The sequence below is a fragment of the Azospirillum sp. 11R-A genome (genome assembly GCF_049472615.1).
Taxonomy (GTDB): Bacteria; Pseudomonadota; Alphaproteobacteria; order Azospirillales; family Azospirillaceae; genus Azospirillum; species Azospirillum palustre.
This window is the reverse complement of the sequence record NZ_JBCEBL010000001.1, coordinates 423975-438260: the sequence shown is the minus strand read 5'-3', so window position 1 is coordinate 438260 and position 14286 is coordinate 423975. Positions and strand designations below refer to the sequence as shown.

Sequence of the window (14286 nt, the reverse complement as noted above, 5' to 3'; positions counted from 1 at the left end):
TCAATGACCGTCATTTCCGGCCACGCCGTCGCCATCGATTTCGAGACCGCCAACGAGACCCGCACCAGCGCCTGCTCCATCGGCGTCGCCTGGATCGAGAACGGCCGCGTGACCGGGACGGAAGAGCATCTGATCCGCCCGCGCGAACCGCGCTTCAACCCCTTCAACAGCGCCATCCACGGCATCCGCGAAGAGGACGTGGCCGACGCGCCCGAATTCCCGGAGGTGTGGGCAAACTTGCGGGAGCGGGTGCAGGGCCGGCTGATCCTGGCCCACAATGCCGCCTTCGACGTCAGCGTGCTGCGCCATACCCTGACTGACTATGGCTTGGACCTGCCGGCCTGCGACTATCTCTGCACCGTCATGATGGCGCGCCGGGCCTGGCCGACCCTGACCGGACACCGCCTGAACCATCTGGCCGATTTCCTGGGGATCGCGCTTCACCACCACCATGCCGGCAGCGACGCCGAGGCCTGCGGCCGCATCGCGCTGGCCGCGGCGCTGGAGATGGGGCTGGGCGGCTTCGGCGAGATCGAGCGCACCGGCATCCGCCTGGGCCGCATCGCCCCCGGCGGCTATTCCCCCTGCAAGGGCGGCAAGGCGCCGCCGCGCCGCCCGCGCGTGGTGGCGTGACCGGCAAGCTTCAGTCGACGCTTTCCCCCCAGCTTCCCCTGCGTTCGAATTTTGCGATCGGCTTTGCGCTTCAAATCGATTCCGATTTTTCGCGATCCGATCTAGGCTCCCGCTCCACCGTGTGAAGGAGCGAACCGCATGCTGTTCATGTTCCATTGCGTCGACAAGGCGGGTGCCGCCGATGTCCGCGCCGCCAACCGTACCGAGCATTTGGCCTATCTGGAAGCCAATGCCGCCCGCATCTTCGCCGCCGGCCCGCTGCTGTCGGACGACCAGAGCGGCATGGTCGGCAGCCTGCTGATCGTCGAGTGCGCCGATGCCGCCGCCGCGCAGGCGTTCGCCGACGGCGACCCCTATGCCAAGGCCGGCCTGTTCGACAGCGTGACGATCCGGCCCTGGCGCCGCGTCTACCCCAAGGCCTGAGCGGGAGAGCGCTGGCGATGGCCTACTGGCTGGTGAAATCCGAGCCGTTCAAATATTCCTGGGACCGCATGGTCGCCGATGGCCGGACCCATTGGGACGGGGTGCGCAATTACCAGGCGTCCAACAATCTGAAGGCGATGGAGGTCGGCGACCGCGCCTTCTTCTATCACTCCAACGAAGGGCTGGAGATCGTCGGCATCGTCGAGATCGTCCGCACCTATTACCCGGACCCCAGCGACGAGGCCGGCCGCTTCGGCATGGTCGACGTGGCGCCTGTGATGCCGGTGAAGACGCCCGTCACGCTGAAGCAGATCAAGGCCGATCCGGAACTTCAGTCGATGGCGCTGGTGCGTCAGTCGCGGCTGTCGGTCTGCCCGGTCACCGACGAGGAGTGGGCGCGGGTGTGCGATCTGGCGGGGGTCGGCGTGCCGGCCTGAGGGGCCGAGCGGGGCGACGGCGGCCCCGCTCTCCGCCGCCCTGTTCTTCGCAGAAAGACCTACTCGGCCGCTTCCTGCATCGCCGCGTGGAAGTCGTTGGTCGCCTGCAGCATGCGGCGGGCGATGTCCGCCATGCCGGCGGCCGAGACGGCGTCGAGGGGGCCGCCGAGCGTACGCAGCGTGGCGTCGATGGCCATCAGGCTGGTGCGGTCGGCCATTCCGGCGAGACGGTCGCTGCGGTCGCCGGCTTTCGGAAGATCGTCCGCGTTCGTGGTGCTGGGCATTGCGATCCTTGCCGCCGCTGATCGTTACCGTAATGCAGCAACTCTATAGCTGCCGGCGGGTTAAGGTCGGGTTAAGCAAGGGATCGTCCGTTACAGGACAGACATCCCCGCATGATGCGCCGCGGCGCGGCGGATGGTCGCGGAGTCGGACTGCTGCCCTTCCGGCCTGGTTGGCGGCGCGGTCACGGAGGCCTTGGCATGCCTCGGTATGCTTGGGGAAGAAACAGTCTCGCGCTGCAAAATCAGCGACACAATCCTCCTTTGGTCGGGGGGCCTGCGGGGGCCGATCTGCTTGTTCGTCCCGCAACTTGTGTGGATAATGCCGCTCAATTCCGGGCGGCGGCCCGCCGCCCTCCAATCATCTTCCGGCCAATACCGGAAGCACCACGGGGGAATCGCACTCATGACCGACAACAGCTTCTTTCCGGTGAAGCCCGAGATCGCGGCCGCCGCCCATGTGAATGCGGAAGCCTACGCCCGCATGTACGAGCAGTCGGTCAAGGACCCCGAGGCGTTCTGGGGCGAGCAGGGCAAGCGGCTCGACTGGATCCAGCCCTACAGCAAGGTGAAGGACGTCAACTTCAACGACGACGTCCATATCCGCTGGTTCTACGACGGCACGCTGAACGTGTCGGCCAACTGCATCGACCGCCATCTGGCGACCCGCGGCGACCAGACCGCAATCCTGTTCGAAGGCGACGACCCCGGCGTTTCCAAGGCCATCACCTACAAGGAACTGCACGAGAAGGTCTGCCGTCTCGCCAACGTGCTGAAGAAGAACGGCGTCAAGAAGGGCGACCGCGTCACCATCTATCTGCCGATGATCCCGGAGGCCGCCTATGCGATGCTGGCCTGCACCCGCATCGGCGCCATCCACTCCATCGTCTTCGGCGGCTTCTCGCCCGACAGCCTGAAGGACCGCATCGTCGACTGCGACAGCCATTTCGTCATCACCTCCGACGAGGGTCTGCGCGGCGGCCGCAAGGTGCCGCTGAAGGCCAACGCCGACAAGGCGGTGGCCGGCGCGTCGGTGGTCAAGCATGTGCTGGTGGTCAAGCACACCGGCGGCAACGTCGCCTGGACCGAGGGCCGCGACCTTTGGTACCACGAGGAGATGGAGAGCGTCTCCGCCGACTGCCCGCCGGAAGAGATGAACGCCGAGGATCCGCTGTTCATCCTCTACACCTCCGGCTCGACCGGCAAGCCGAAGGGCGTGCTGCACACCACCGGCGGCTATCTCGTCTATGCGTCGATGACCCACCAGTATGTCTTCGACTACAAGGACGGCGAGGTCTACTGGTGCACGGCCGACGTGGGCTGGGTCACCGGCCACAGCTACATCGTCTATGGCCCGCTCGCCAACGGCGCCACAACGCTGATGTTCGAAGGCATCCCGACCTACCCGGATGTCTCGCGCTTCTGGCAGGTCATCGACAAGCACAAGGTCAACATCTTCTACACCGCCCCGACCGCCATCCGCTCGCTGATGCGTGAAGGCGAGGGCCCGGTGAAGAAGACCTCGCGCGCGAGCCTGCGCGTCCTGGGTTCGGTCGGCGAGCCGATCAATCCGGAAGCGTGGCTGTGGTATTACAATGTGGTCGGCGACGCCCGCTGCCCGATCGTCGACACCTGGTGGCAGACGGAAACCGGCGGTATCCTGATCAGCCCGCTGGTCGGCGCCATCGGCCAGAAGCCGGGTTCCGCGACCAAGCCCTTCTTCGGCGTCCAGCCGGTCGTCGTCGACAACGAAGGCCAGATCCTGGACGGCGAGACCGAGGGCAACCTCTGCATCGCCGACGCCTGGCCCGGCATGATGCGCACGGTCTACGGCGACCACGAGCGCTTCATCCAGACCTACTTCTCGACCTTCGCCGGCAAGTACTTCACCGGTGACGGCTGCCGCCGCGACGCCGACGGCTATTACTGGATCACCGGCCGCGTCGACGACGTCATCAACGTGTCCGGCCACCGCATGGGCACCGCCGAGGTCGAAAGCGCGCTGGTCGCCCACCCGAAGGTCGCCGAGGCCGCGGTCGTCGGCTATCCGCACGACCTGAAGGGCCAGGGCATCTACGCCTACGTCACGCTGAACGCCGGCGAGACGCCGACCGAGGAACTGCGCAAGGAACTGGTCGCCTGGGTCCGCAAGGAGATCGGCCCGATCGCCTCGCCCGACCTGATCCAGTGGGCTCCCGGCCTGCCGAAGACCCGTTCGGGCAAGATCATGCGCCGCATCCTGCGCAAGATCGCCGCGAACGAGCATGACAGCCTGGGCGACACCTCGACGCTCGCCGATCCGGGCGTGGTGACCGATCTGATCGACAACCGCATGAACAACGCCTGACGGCGGATTTCATGAGAAAGGGGCGCTCCGGTGGGGCGCCCCTTCTTTTGTCGTGTCAGGCCCTTGCCCCGACGGTACGACCATCCTCAACGCTCCGGCAGCACCAGCGGAGCGGCGGGGGAGATGGTGAAGGCAGTGGGGGAGGGGTGGCGTTCGACGATCCGCTTGCGGGCGTCTTCCGCACTATCCGCGGCAATGGCATAGGTGCGGATGCCGGTCCAGGGGACGGTGGCGTCCAGCGCCTCCACCGCGACATACCACAGCGGGCCGCTGGACCGGGCGACGCGGTCGACGCAATAGAACTCCATCGGCGTCAAGGCGGCATCGTCGGTGACGGCCGACTGCAACGACAAAATCTCGCCCTCCACCTCCGCCGCCTCGCGGCGCAGGCCGGCGAGGGTTTCCTCCGCCTCCACCCGGCGGACCGAGGCGAGCTTGGCGTAGTTGGCGTAGACGTTCAGCCGCTCCTTCAGCGCGGTCAGCTTCTCCGACTGGCGGCGGGCGCGGATGCCGAGGATGCGCTCGGCCAGCACACCGATGACCAGGCTGGTGACGGCTCCCAGAAGCCAGACGGGGCTCATGGTGCGGAGGCCCCGGCAACAGCGTCTTCGTCCGCCTCCTCGCTGGAGACGGTGACGCCCACGCCCTCGTGGAAGATGTTGCGGGTCAGCATCTGGGCGGCGGCAAAGTCGGAGGCCCAGACCTGCGCCTCGTTCCCGAAGCGCCAGATGGCGGGGTGGACCACGACCTTGGCATCGGGCCGGGCGGCGAAGCCCGGGGTCATCGCCAGACGGAAGGTGAAATGGTTGCGCCCCGGCTCTGGCCGGCCGATCTCGTGGATGAAGCGGCGCGCGGCGGCGGTGCGCTTGCCGCTGCGGCGGTTGAGGACCAGCTTGTCGGTCGACAACTCCACCAGCCTTGCCTTCGTCGCCTCGATTTCGGCCTGCATGGCCTCCAGCTCGTTGGCCTGGAGTTCCAGCGCGTCGCGTTCGGCGGTCAGGGTCGCGCCGCAGCGGCGGATTTCCCGGTCCGTCCGCAGGATCAGGCCGCGGCGGATGCCCAGAAACAGCAGGGTGGCGCCGATGCTGAACAGCGCCAGCAGCATTTCCGACGTCATACGCGCCCGCTCCGCAAACCATTCGGCAGTGGGGGAGTTGTAGCGCAATCCGCTTGGGCACGCATCACAAGCAAGTGCCTCAGAAGCTTAAAAAACCGGGCCAGACAATTGGGCCTGAAAAACGGCGCCCCGCAGGGCGCCGCATTCGTCAGCCAAGCGAACGGACGGTCATTTCCGCTCGCCGATGGCGGCCTGGGCCGCCTTCACCAGATCGGGGCCGATCTGCTTGGCCCACTTGTCGAAGACCGGCTGGGTGGCGGTCTGGAAGGCCTTCTGCTGGTCCGGCGTCAGGCGCACGACTTCGACGCCCTGGGCGGTGATCTCCTTCAGCAGGCTGTCGTCGTCGGCGGTGATGCCCTTGCGGGAGATCGCGACCTCTTCCGCAGCGGCCTGGACGGCGGCGGCGCGCACGGCCTCCTGATCCTCCTTCGACCAGCTGGCCCAAACCTCCTTGTTGACCACGAAGATCAGCGGATCGGCGACATAGCCCCACAGGGTCAGGTTCTTCTGACCCAGCGTGGCGAGCTTGGCGGCGACGAAGATCGCCAGCGGGTTCTCCTGCCCGTCGACGGCGCCCGTCGACAGGGCCGGCTGTGCGTCGGCCCAGCTCATCTGCGTCGGGTTGGCGCCGAGGGCCGTGAAGGTGTCGAGGTAGAGCGGCGAGCCGACGACGCGGATCTTCAGCCCCTTCAGGTCGGCCGGCGTGCGGATGGGGTGCTTGGAGTTGGAGATCTCGCGGAAGCCGTTCTCGCCCCAGGCCAGCGGCATCACGTCCTTGCTGGCGAGCAGCTCGAACAGCTTCTTGCCGACCTCGCCCTGGGTCAGGGCATCCAGCGCCTTGTGGTCGGGCATCAGGAAGGGCAGAGAGAAGAGGTTCAGCTCCTTCACCTGCGGCGACCAGTTGATGGTGGAGCCGACCGCCATGTCGATGGTGCCCTGGCGGAGTGCGGTGAATTCCTTGGTCTGGTCGCCGTTCACCAGCGAGGTGCCGGGATACATCTTGATGTTGATGCGGCCGCCGGTCTTCTCCTTGACCAGTTCGGCCCAGCGGTCGCCGCCGACACCCCAGGGGAAGGGCTTGCCCAGAACGGTCGAAAGCTTGTACTCCGCCTTGTAGTCGGCAGCGTTCGCCGCACCGGCAACCAGAGCCGGAACCGTCAGAGCGGCCAGCGCGATGCCGGCGAGCAGAGCCTTCAGCGATTTCATGCTTGTTTCCTCCCAAGCGCCCTATACGAAAGATACGGACCGGGATCGTACAGATGCACGCAGGACTGTTCCACGCGCAATTTGAAGCGACCGTCCGCGGTCCGAACAATGCGGCCATGCGGCTGAGCCTCATGCTCGGCGCTTTCGTCTGGCTGACGTCGCCCGTCGCGGGCCTCGCTCAAGGACTGCCCGGCCCGGCGACCCCGATGGGGCCGAACCCCAGCGAGTGCGAAATCCAGGCGGCGCTTCTCGGCACCACCGGGCCCAACTGTCCCCCGGTGGCGATGCAGCGGCCGGCCGCCCCGCCGCCGGCCACATCCCCCGCCGCATCCCCTGGTCAGCGGCCGGGACCGGTGACGGTGCCGCCGCTGCCCGGACCGACCGCCATGCAGGCGCCGGAACTGCGCGCCGCCTTCCGGGTCGAGTTCGACTTCAACTCCGCCGTCATCCGGCCGGAATCGCGGGAGATCCTGGACAAGGTGGCGGCGGTGATGGGAACGGCCGGAACCACCCGCTTCCGCATCGTCGGCCACACCGACGCCGTCGGCGGCGACGCGGCCAACCTCGCCTTGTCCAAGCGGCGGGCGGCGGCGGTGGTCGAGTATCTGGTGTCTCGCCACCGCATCCACGCCGACCGGCTGGAGGCGTCCGGCATGGGCGCGCGGGACCTGCTGCTGCCCGACCAGCCGAAGGCGGCGGCCAACCGGCGGGTGGAGATCGTCAATCTGGGCGGCTGAAGTTTTTTCGGATCCGCCGGGAACCTTCGGCAGGGTGGGGTGTTGCGCAGGAGCGCCGACGGGCCTATCGGCCCTGCGCGATCCCCTTCCCTCCAACCCCCGACCCCAACCCCCGACCGGGAGAGCCGATGCCGGATCACACCCCCATTCCCATCGACAGCCACCGCATCGCCGACGACGAGGTCGGCAAGCCGGCGGTCTTCGGCGCCATCCTGTCCGGCCAGCCGCTGGAGATTCACCGCAACATCTTCGAGGGCGACTACAGCCGCTTCCGGTCGGGGGTGTGGCAGTGCACGCCGGGCCTCGTCGCGATGAAGGACTGGCCCTATCACGAGTTCTGCGTCCTGCTGTCGGGCCGGGTGATCATCACGCCGGAGGGCGGAACCCCGCGGGAATACAAGGCTGGCGACGCGCTGGTGCTGCCGATGGGCTTCACCGGCACCTGGGAGATCCTGGAGACGGTGCGCAAATACTATGCGGTCCAGGCACGCCAGCCGCTGCTGCGGCGGATGAAGGCGCGGGTGAAGGGCTGGCTGCGGCCGGAAGCCAAGGGCGGGCCGGCGGCGAACGCGCAGCCCGGTACCGCGTTCTGACACCTCGCCATCCGCCGGACGCCCGTGTTAGGGTCCGCCGCGCCGTCTGCCAGGACGGCCCCCGTGCAAGACACTGACACCGGTGCGTCCCATCATGACCCAGGCCCCCCGTACCCTCACCGAGATCGCCGAAGCGCTGGGCGCCGCGGTCGAAGGCGACGGCTCCCTCACGATCCGCCGCGCCGTCCATCCGTCGGAAGCGGAAGGGCCCGAGGACTTGGCGCTGGCGATGGACAAGGACCTGCTGGCCCTGCTGCCAGGCAGCAAGGCGGTCGCCGCCGTCGTCGCCGAAGGGGTCGAGGTGCCGGAGGGCATCAAGGGCCGCATCGTGGTGAAGCGTCCGCGCTACGCCATGGCCGGGATGCTCGACATCTTCGAACGTCCGGTCCATGCCGAGCCGGGGGTGTCGCCGCAGGCCTATGTGGCGCCCGACGCCGTGGTGGCGCCCGATGCCTCCATCGCACCCTTCGCCTATGTCGGCCCGCGCGCCCGCATCGGCGCCGGGGTGGTCATTCTGCCGCATGTGACGGTCGGGGCCGATGCGGTGATCGGCGAAGGCAGCCTGCTGCATCCCGGCGCCCGCATCGGCGAACGGGTGGAGATGGGGGCCCGCTGCATCGTCCATCCCAACGCCGCCATCGGCAATGACGGCTTCAGCTTCGTCACGCCGGAGCCGGGCAGCGTCGAATCCGCCAAGACCACCGGCCGCGTCGTCGGCACCAACGTGTTGATCCGCCGGGTGAACTCCATCGGCACCGTGATCATGGGCGACGATGTCGAGATCGGCGCCGGCGCCACCATCGACCGCGGCACGGTGACGGCCACCCGCATCGGCAACGGCACCAAGATCGACAACCTCGTCCAGATCGGCCACAACGTCCAGGTCGGCACCAACTGCATGCTGTGCGGCCATGTCGGCATCGCCGGCAGCACGGTGATCGGCGACCGCGTGGTGCTGGCCGGCAAGGTCGGCGTCGCCGACCACATCAAGATCGGCAGCGACGCGGTGGTGGCGGCCAATTCCGGTGTCGGCAGCAACATTCCGCCGAAGTCGGTGTGGATGGGCTATCCCGCCGTGCCGCGCACCCGCGCCTTCGAGCAATACAAGGGCCTCGCCCGCCTGAAGCGCCTGTTCGCCGACGTCGCCGACCTCAAGGCGCGCCTGACCGCCATCGACGGCGGCCCGGTGAAGGCCGAGGCGGAGCCGGCGGAGCAGCAGGAATAGGCCGGCGATCCGGCCGTCTTCGCCCGTCATCGTTCAACCACAATCGTTCCCATGACCTCCGGCCAGAACCCCACCCGTGAATCGATCCTTGGCGGCCCGGCCGTCATCCTGGTGCAGCCGCAGCTCGGCGAGAACATCGGCGCCTGCGCGCGCGCGATGCTGAATTGCGGGCTGACCGACCTCCGGCTCGTCAAGCCGCGGGACGGCTGGCCGAACCCGAAGGCGAATGCCGCGGCGTCCGGGGCCGACCTCGTCATCGACAATGCGAAGATCTTCGAGACGACGGCCGAGGCGGTCGCCGATCTGGAATCGGTCTTCGCCACCACGGTGCGCACCCGCGATATGATCCAGCGCTTCGTCACCCCGCGCGTCGCGGCCGGCGAGATGCGGGAGCGCTATGCCGCCGGCCAGAAGGTCGGGGTGATGTTCGGGCCGGAGCGCACCGGGCTGTTCAACGACGACCTGACCCTTGCCCAGACGCTGGTGACGGTGCCGCTGAACCCGGCCTTCTCCTCGCTCAATCTGGCGCAGGCGGTACTGCTGATCGGCTACGAGTGGTTCCAGGCCGGTGACCGCACGCCCGACCGTTTCCTGCACACCGGCCAGACCCGTCCGGCGACGATGGCGGAGCGGGTGAATTTCTTCGAGCGGCTGGAGGCGTCGCTGGACCGCACCGGCTTCTTCACCAGCGAGGCGAAGCGCCCCTCGATGATCCGCACCCTGCGCAACGCCTTTGAGCGGATGGAGATGACCGAGCAGGAGGTGCGCACCCTCCACGGCGTCGTCACCGCCTTGGTCGAGGGCGACAAGCGGAAAGGCGGGAGTTAGAGTCTGTCTGATGCTTATTGAAGCACCAGACAGACTCTAAGCTTTTGGTTTTCCGTGTGATTCACGCTTCAAGCGATTCCGCTTGAACCGATCACACTCTAAGCCGCAAGTACCGCTATAGTGGGCGTCCATGGACTATGCGTTGCAGAACATGGATGTCGGGCTGGTGCTGCTGGACAGCGCGCGGCGCGTGCTGGCCCTGAACCCGGCGGCGGTGCGGCTGCTGGGCGACCGCGCGGCCGGGCTGGTCGGCGCCTATCTGCACGACCTGCACCCGCCCTCCCACCGCGCCAAGGTGGAACTGCTGATGGCCGCCGCCACCGATCCCGCCGCCCCGGCATCGGCCTGTTCGATGATGGTGGCGTTGCCCGGCCGGGTGCTGGTGGTGAAGGCGACCGCGCTGGCGCTTGCCACCGCGGCGGGAGAGAGCAGCGCGGTCACCGCCCTGATGCTGATGGAGGCGGCGCGGCCATCAGCCGCCGATGCGCAGATCCCGTCATCGCAAGCTCCCGCATCGCAGGCACCTGAACCGCTGGTCAAGCTGCCGGTGGAGAAGGGGCAGGGGATCGTGCTGCTCGACCCGGCCGATGCGGTCTATCTCCAGGCCGACGGCCATTACACCACCGTCCACACCGCCGACGGCGCCTTCTTCTGCGGCCTTCCCCTGTCGGAGCTGGAGGCACGGCTCGACGCCCGGTCCTTCGTGCGCACCCATCGCGGCTACATCGTCAACCTGCGCCATGCCCGTGCGGTGGAGCGGCAGGACGGCCGCGCCGCCTTCGTCATGGCCGCCCCCGGCGCCCCCCGCGTGCCGGTCAGCCGCAACCGGGCCGAGGCGCTGAAGAAACGGCTAGCGCTGTAGCCGCTGCTCCATTTGCCGCGCCAGCGCAGGCCAGTCGCGGCCGGGCGAGGCCCAGTTCGGTTCGCCATGGGTGGCATGGCCCGGCAGCGGGCAGGCCAGGAAACGGCCGGCCGCTCCCAGCGTGTAGTGCAGGCAATAGTCGATGGACCGCCGTTCGATGCAGAAGCGGTCCCAGACAGCGCTGTCGTCACGCAGGGTCGACAGCCGGCAGGCCCAGGTCATGGTGGTGCTGGCGGTGAATTTCCAATGGCTGAGCGGCCGGCGCAGCACGCAGGTTTCTTCGCCGCCGGCCGCGATCACCCCATCGAGGCCGGTGGCAGCAGGGTCGGCGTATTTGTCGGCATGGTCGTACAGCGTCACGTAATCGGCGATCTGCAGCCCCTCCGCCAGCAGGGCGCGGGCGCCCGGCAGATGCAGATAGTCGTCCTCCAGGAAATAGACGATGGCGTCACGGTCATGCTGGCGGTCTGACAGGTCGGCCAGAGCCAGCGCCTTGGCATGCAGGAAGGAGCCGTGATGGCCCAGCGTCGTGCGCTGGACGACGGTCCCGTCGGAGCCGAGGCAGCCGGCCTGGGCCAGCATCGCCTCCACCCGCTCCACCGTATCGTCCCGGCAATTGTCGGCGATCACCCGCAGCTCGTCGGCGGCCGGACGGAAGACGTCGAGGAAATTGGCCAGACAGGCGAAGGGGCCGGCGATCTTCTCCTTGGGGTTTCCGCGGTCGCTCAGCCGGTAATAGATCCGCAGCCGGCCGGGAGCGGGCGGAAACCGCCGCCGGTCGTGATGCCGCCAGCGGGCTCCACCGCTTGCGATCTGCCGGCGGTGCAGCGCCAGGGCCAGATCGCAGAAGCCGTCCTCATGGTCAGGCTCGACCGCCAGCAGCCGGGACAGCCAGCCCACCGATGCCTCCGCCGGACCATGACGCAGGGCCGCGACACCGGCATTGCGCAGGGCGGCGGCATCGCCGGGGGCGAGGGCGAGGGCGTTGCGGAAGGCCTGCACGGCCGTGGCTCCGTCCTCCTGCTGCAAGGCCAGCGCGCCGAGCTCGGTATGGAGGTCGGAGCGCAGCGGATGCCGGGCGGCGGCCTCGCGGAGGGCATCGACGGCGCCCGCCCGGTCGCCGGCCTGCCGGCGGGCGGCGGCCAGACGGCGCCACGGCGTGGGATCGGCCGGGGTCAGCAATGCGGTGCGGCGCAGCCAGACCATCGCCGCCCCGGTGTCGCCGCCGGCCTTCGTCATGGCGGCGAGGTTGGCGGCATAGTCGGCGCGGGCCGGGTCGCAGGCGCAGGCACGGCATTGGCGCGCGACCGCATCCGCCGCGCCGCCGGTCCCCTGCTGGAAGCGGACGATGGCGGAGAGCTGCCAGGCGTCGCCGGTCTCCGGCTCCCGGTCCAGAATCGCGGCGCAGGCATCGTAGGCCTCCTGCCGGCGCCCTTCGCGGAAATGCCCGGCCGCCACCGCTAAGTCCTGGACCGCCATATCTCCGTCCCAATCGCCCGCCGGTTGCATCCGTGGCGCGAGAGTGGTCCGTGGACTGGGCCGCGGTCAAGCCTTGGCGACGGTTCCGTTCATGCAGCGATCCCGCCATTCGCGCAGGCCGGATGCCGCTGGTGCAGGGCCGCTTGATCGCAGGCATGCCGGCGGGGAAACATCGGGCCAATCTTCCCCGCCCCTGCCAACCGGCCCCTGCCAACCAGAATGAGGAGCCCGCTTCCGTGGACAGCATCGACGCGCCCGACCGCTATGTCTCGTTCAAGGGGATCGACTGCGAGGGCAACAGCCGCCGCATCATCGACCGCCTGTACAGGCACATCGACGACCCCGCCAAGACCAACGCCTTCTGGGAGCGGTTCCGCGCCAAGCTGGCGGTGGCCGAGGACCCGCAGAAACGGCAGGCCGACGGGCTGTGCCTGCTCTGCGCCAACATCTATTACATCGCCGACCTGTTCGAGGAGCATGACGACGAGGACGGGCTGGCGATGCTGCGCCAGTTGGAGGACGAGTGCTGCTGAGCCGTCAGGGCCTGGGAGCCGTCCTGGCTGCCGGCTCCTTCTCGGCCTCCTTGTCCGCCGCGGCGTAGGCGACGCGCCAGACCGTGCCGGAGGCGTCCTCGGCGATCAGCAGGGCGCCGTCGGCGGTCACCGCCAGCCCGCTCGGCCGGCCCCAGACCTTCGGGGTCTCGTCGCCCTCCGCGGCACTCCCCGTTGCGGTCCCCGCGGCCGGGGTGACGCGGAAGCCGGTGACGAAGGTCTCGTAGGTGCCGGTCGGCCGGCTCTTGTCGAAGGGCGCGGTGTCGAAGGGCACGAAGGCGATGGCATAGCCGGTCGGACGCGAGCGGTTCCACGACCCGTGCAGCGACACGAAGGCGCCCATGCGGTAACGCTCCGGGAAATGGGTGGCGTCGCCGAAGGCCAGCCCGATCGGAGCCGAATGGGCCTGGAACAGCAGCCCCGGCACCAGCGCCGCCTTCACCAGATCGGGCCGCCGCCCGGCAAGGTCGGGCTGCGGGTTGTCGCCGATGTAGGAATAGGGCCAGCCGTAGAAGCCGCCCGGCTTCACCGCCGTCAGGAAATCGGGAACCAGCTGGTCGCCCAGCCCGTCGCGCTCGTTGACGACGGCATAGAGGTCGCCGGTTCCGGGTTTGAAGGCGAGGCCGACCGCGTTGCGCAGGCCGGCGGCGTAGGTGCGCTGGCCGCTGCCGTCGATGCGGAATTCCTGGATGGTGGCGCGCGGTTCCGGCTCCACCCCGATGTTTCCCTCCGAGCCGATGCCGACATAGAAATGCCGCCCGTCCGGCGCCACCGCGACGGAACGCGTGGCATGGCCGCCGCGCTTGCCGAAGGCGCCCTCCGCCGTCAGCCGCCGCCGTTCCCCCGCCTGGGTCGTCCCGGCGGTCCAGGGCAGCCGCCACACCCCGGCCAGATCGCCGACCAGCACCGACCCGTCATGGAAGGCGAGGCCGAAGGGATGGTCGAAGCCGTCGGCCCAGACCTGGGCCATTTCCGCCCGGCCGTCGCCGTCGGCATCGCGCAGCAGGGTCAGGGTGCCCGGCCGCTGTTGGGCCACCAGCACGTCGCCGTTGGGCAGGACCAGCAGGTTGCGGGCATTCTCGACATGGTCGCGGAACAGGGTGACGGTGAAGCCGCGCGGCGCGCGCAGAGGCTGCTCGGCGGGACGCTGCACCAGCACCGCCTCGTTGGCGACCGCGGGCGTGGCATAGGGCTTCGGCAGGGTTTCGATCCGCACATGCACCTCGGCGCCGACCGTCTGCATCGGGTCCGACCGCACCGGGCCGGTCAGCGCCGATTGCGCCAGGGCCGGGCCGGCGGCCAAAGCCAGCAGAATGGCGAGCAGGAAAGGCTTGGGCGGCGGGGGGCGGCGGTCGGCCATCGGACGGGCGCTTTCACGGCGGAGGCGAGGGCGAAGGGGGCGGGCCGGCATGACAAATATCGGACGTGAATATGGGGACGATGCCCCAGCCGTTGTACGAACGCAGGCGGTGCAAGGGGGGCTGTACCGGAGGGGTCCCCCGCAAGCGCCGGGTGTCGCGAACGTCGCCCTTGCGCACATCAAGTTGCTTGCGGACGCAGCCGGCGC

The 14286-nt window shown here is 68.8% G+C and carries 16 protein-coding genes; 10 read left to right on the top strand and 6 right to left on the bottom strand.

Going from position 1 to position 14286, the window contains the following annotated elements:
• Nucleotides 1-3 precede the first annotated feature (3 nt).
• The 3 genes from VH569_RS02135 (at nt 4) to VH569_RS02125 (ending at nt 1493) form a co-directional block, all read left to right on the top strand.
• Nucleotides 4-633, top strand: coding sequence for a 3'-5' exonuclease (locus VH569_RS02135; RefSeq protein ID WP_423313648.1), 630 nt, complete (start codon nt 4-6; stop codon nt 631-633).
• A gap of 138 nt (nt 634-771) precedes the next feature.
• Entirely contained in the window at nt 772-1056 is a 285-nt protein-coding gene (locus VH569_RS02130) for a YciI family protein (RefSeq protein WP_098739117.1), read from the top strand.
• A 17-nt stretch (nt 1057-1073) separates the two neighbouring features.
• Nucleotides 1074-1493: an EVE domain-containing protein gene (locus tag VH569_RS02125; protein WP_377808687.1), complete on the top strand. Its 420-nt coding sequence runs from the start codon at nt 1074-1076 to the stop codon at nt 1491-1493.
• 59 nt (nt 1494-1552) lie between these two features.
• Here the strand turns inward: VH569_RS02125 and VH569_RS02120 are convergent, their stop codons facing one another.
• Complete coding sequence (locus VH569_RS02120) at nt 1553-1777, bottom strand: hypothetical protein (RefSeq protein ID WP_423313645.1); 225 nt, start codon at nt 1775-1777, stop codon at nt 1553-1555.
• A gap of 403 nt (nt 1778-2180) precedes the next feature.
• Between VH569_RS02120 and acs the strand changes: the two genes are divergently transcribed.
• Entirely contained in the window at nt 2181-4121 is a 1941-nt protein-coding gene (acs, locus tag VH569_RS02115) for an acetate--CoA ligase (protein ID WP_423313643.1), read from the top strand.
• Between the two features lie 86 nt (nt 4122-4207).
• On the opposite strand, the gene VH569_RS02110 is transcribed toward acs, so the two are convergent.
• The 3 genes from VH569_RS02110 to VH569_RS02100 all read right to left on the bottom strand — a co-directional run bounded on the left by VH569_RS02110 (nt 4208) and on the right by VH569_RS02100 (nt 6444).
• Nucleotides 4208-4702, bottom strand: coding sequence for a hypothetical protein (locus tag VH569_RS02110; protein WP_423313641.1), 495 nt, complete (start codon nt 4700-4702; stop codon nt 4208-4210).
• On the bottom strand, nt 4699-5238 hold the full coding sequence (locus VH569_RS02105; RefSeq protein WP_423313639.1) for a hypothetical protein: 540 nt from the start codon (nt 5236-5238) through the stop codon (nt 4699-4701). The genes VH569_RS02110 and VH569_RS02105 overlap by 4 nt, the downstream gene beginning before the upstream one ends.
• A gap of 168 nt (nt 5239-5406) precedes the next feature.
• Nucleotides 5407-6444 (bottom strand): DctP family TRAP transporter solute-binding subunit, encoded by a 1038-nt coding sequence (locus tag VH569_RS02100; protein ID WP_423313637.1) that lies wholly within the window; start codon nt 6442-6444, stop codon nt 5407-5409.
• Between the two features lie 53 nt (nt 6445-6497).
• On the opposite strand from VH569_RS02100, the gene VH569_RS02095 reads away from it, so the two are divergent.
• The 5 genes from VH569_RS02095 (at nt 6498) to VH569_RS02075 (ending at nt 10689) form a co-directional block, all read left to right on the top strand.
• Nucleotides 6498-7181, top strand: a complete 684-nt coding sequence (locus VH569_RS02095; RefSeq protein ID WP_423313635.1) for an OmpA family protein — start codon at nt 6498-6500, stop codon at nt 7179-7181.
• Between the two features lie 128 nt (nt 7182-7309).
• Complete coding sequence (locus VH569_RS02090; RefSeq protein WP_423313633.1) at nt 7310-7774, top strand: cupin domain-containing protein; 465 nt, start codon at nt 7310-7312, stop codon at nt 7772-7774.
• 94 nt (nt 7775-7868) lie between these two features.
• Nucleotides 7869-8999: a UDP-3-O-(3-hydroxymyristoyl)glucosamine N-acyltransferase gene (locus VH569_RS02085; protein WP_423313631.1), complete on the top strand. Its 1131-nt coding sequence runs from the start codon at nt 7869-7871 to the stop codon at nt 8997-8999.
• Between the two features lie 51 nt (nt 9000-9050).
• A complete protein-coding gene (locus VH569_RS02080; protein WP_109047974.1) occupies nt 9051-9827 on the top strand; it encodes an RNA methyltransferase in 777 nt (258 codons plus the stop codon).
• 130 nt (nt 9828-9957) lie between these two features.
• Nucleotides 9958-10689, top strand: a complete 732-nt coding sequence (locus VH569_RS02075; RefSeq protein ID WP_423313628.1) for a LytTR family transcriptional regulator DNA-binding domain-containing protein — start codon at nt 9958-9960, stop codon at nt 10687-10689.
• On the opposite strand, the gene VH569_RS02070 is transcribed toward VH569_RS02075, so the two are convergent.
• Nucleotides 10678-12168 (bottom strand): hypothetical protein, encoded by a 1491-nt coding sequence (locus VH569_RS02070; RefSeq protein WP_423313626.1) that lies wholly within the window; start codon nt 12166-12168, stop codon nt 10678-10680. The genes VH569_RS02075 and VH569_RS02070 overlap by 12 nt on opposite strands.
• A 236-nt stretch (nt 12169-12404) precedes the next feature.
• Between VH569_RS02070 and cowN the strand changes: the two genes are divergently transcribed.
• Nucleotides 12405-12701 (top strand): N(2)-fixation sustaining protein CowN, encoded by a 297-nt coding sequence (gene cowN / locus VH569_RS02065; RefSeq protein ID WP_423313624.1) that lies wholly within the window; start codon nt 12405-12407, stop codon nt 12699-12701.
• 4 nt (nt 12702-12705) lie between these two features.
• On the opposite strand, the gene VH569_RS02060 is transcribed toward cowN, so the two are convergent.
• The gene (locus VH569_RS02060; RefSeq protein ID WP_423313622.1) at nt 12706-14079 is read right to left on the bottom strand and encodes a PQQ-dependent sugar dehydrogenase; all 1374 of its coding nucleotides are present in this window, start codon (nt 14077-14079) and stop codon (nt 12706-12708) included.
• Nucleotides 14080-14286: the final 207 nt, after the last annotated feature.

Coding starts and splice junctions, on each gene's coding strand:
- VH569_RS02100 (WP_423313637.1), bottom strand. CDS start 6,444: ATGAAATCGCTGAAGGCTCTGCTCGCCGGCATCGCGCTGGCCGCTCTG.
- VH569_RS02135 (WP_423313648.1), top strand. CDS start 4: ATGACCGTCATTTCCGGCCACGCCGTCGCCATCGATTTCGAGACCGCC.
- VH569_RS02120 (WP_423313645.1), bottom strand. CDS start 1,777: ATGCCCAGCACCACGAACGCGGACGATCTTCCGAAAGCCGGCGACCGC.
- VH569_RS02110 (WP_423313641.1), bottom strand. CDS start 4,702: ATGAGCCCCGTCTGGCTTCTGGGAGCCGTCACCAGCCTGGTCATCGGT.
- VH569_RS02080 (WP_109047974.1), top strand. CDS start 9,051: ATGACCTCCGGCCAGAACCCCACCCGTGAATCGATCCTTGGCGGCCCG.
- VH569_RS02125 (WP_377808687.1), top strand. CDS start 1,074: ATGGCCTACTGGCTGGTGAAATCCGAGCCGTTCAAATATTCCTGGGAC.
- VH569_RS02095 (WP_423313635.1), top strand. CDS start 6,498: ATGCACGCAGGACTGTTCCACGCGCAATTTGAAGCGACCGTCCGCGGT.
- VH569_RS02090 (WP_423313633.1), top strand. CDS start 7,310: ATGCCGGATCACACCCCCATTCCCATCGACAGCCACCGCATCGCCGAC.
- VH569_RS02070 (WP_423313626.1), bottom strand. CDS start 12,168: ATGGCGGTCCAGGACTTAGCGGTGGCGGCCGGGCATTTCCGCGAAGGG.
- VH569_RS02060 (WP_423313622.1), bottom strand. CDS start 14,079: ATGGCCGACCGCCGCCCCCCGCCGCCCAAGCCTTTCCTGCTCGCCATT.
- VH569_RS02105 (WP_423313639.1), bottom strand. CDS start 5,238: ATGACGTCGGAAATGCTGCTGGCGCTGTTCAGCATCGGCGCCACCCTG.
- VH569_RS02085 (WP_423313631.1), top strand. CDS start 7,869: ATGACCCAGGCCCCCCGTACCCTCACCGAGATCGCCGAAGCGCTGGGC.
- acs (WP_423313643.1), top strand. CDS start 2,181: ATGACCGACAACAGCTTCTTTCCGGTGAAGCCCGAGATCGCGGCCGCC.
- VH569_RS02075 (WP_423313628.1), top strand. CDS start 9,958: ATGGACTATGCGTTGCAGAACATGGATGTCGGGCTGGTGCTGCTGGAC.
- VH569_RS02130 (WP_098739117.1), top strand. CDS start 772: ATGCTGTTCATGTTCCATTGCGTCGACAAGGCGGGTGCCGCCGATGTC.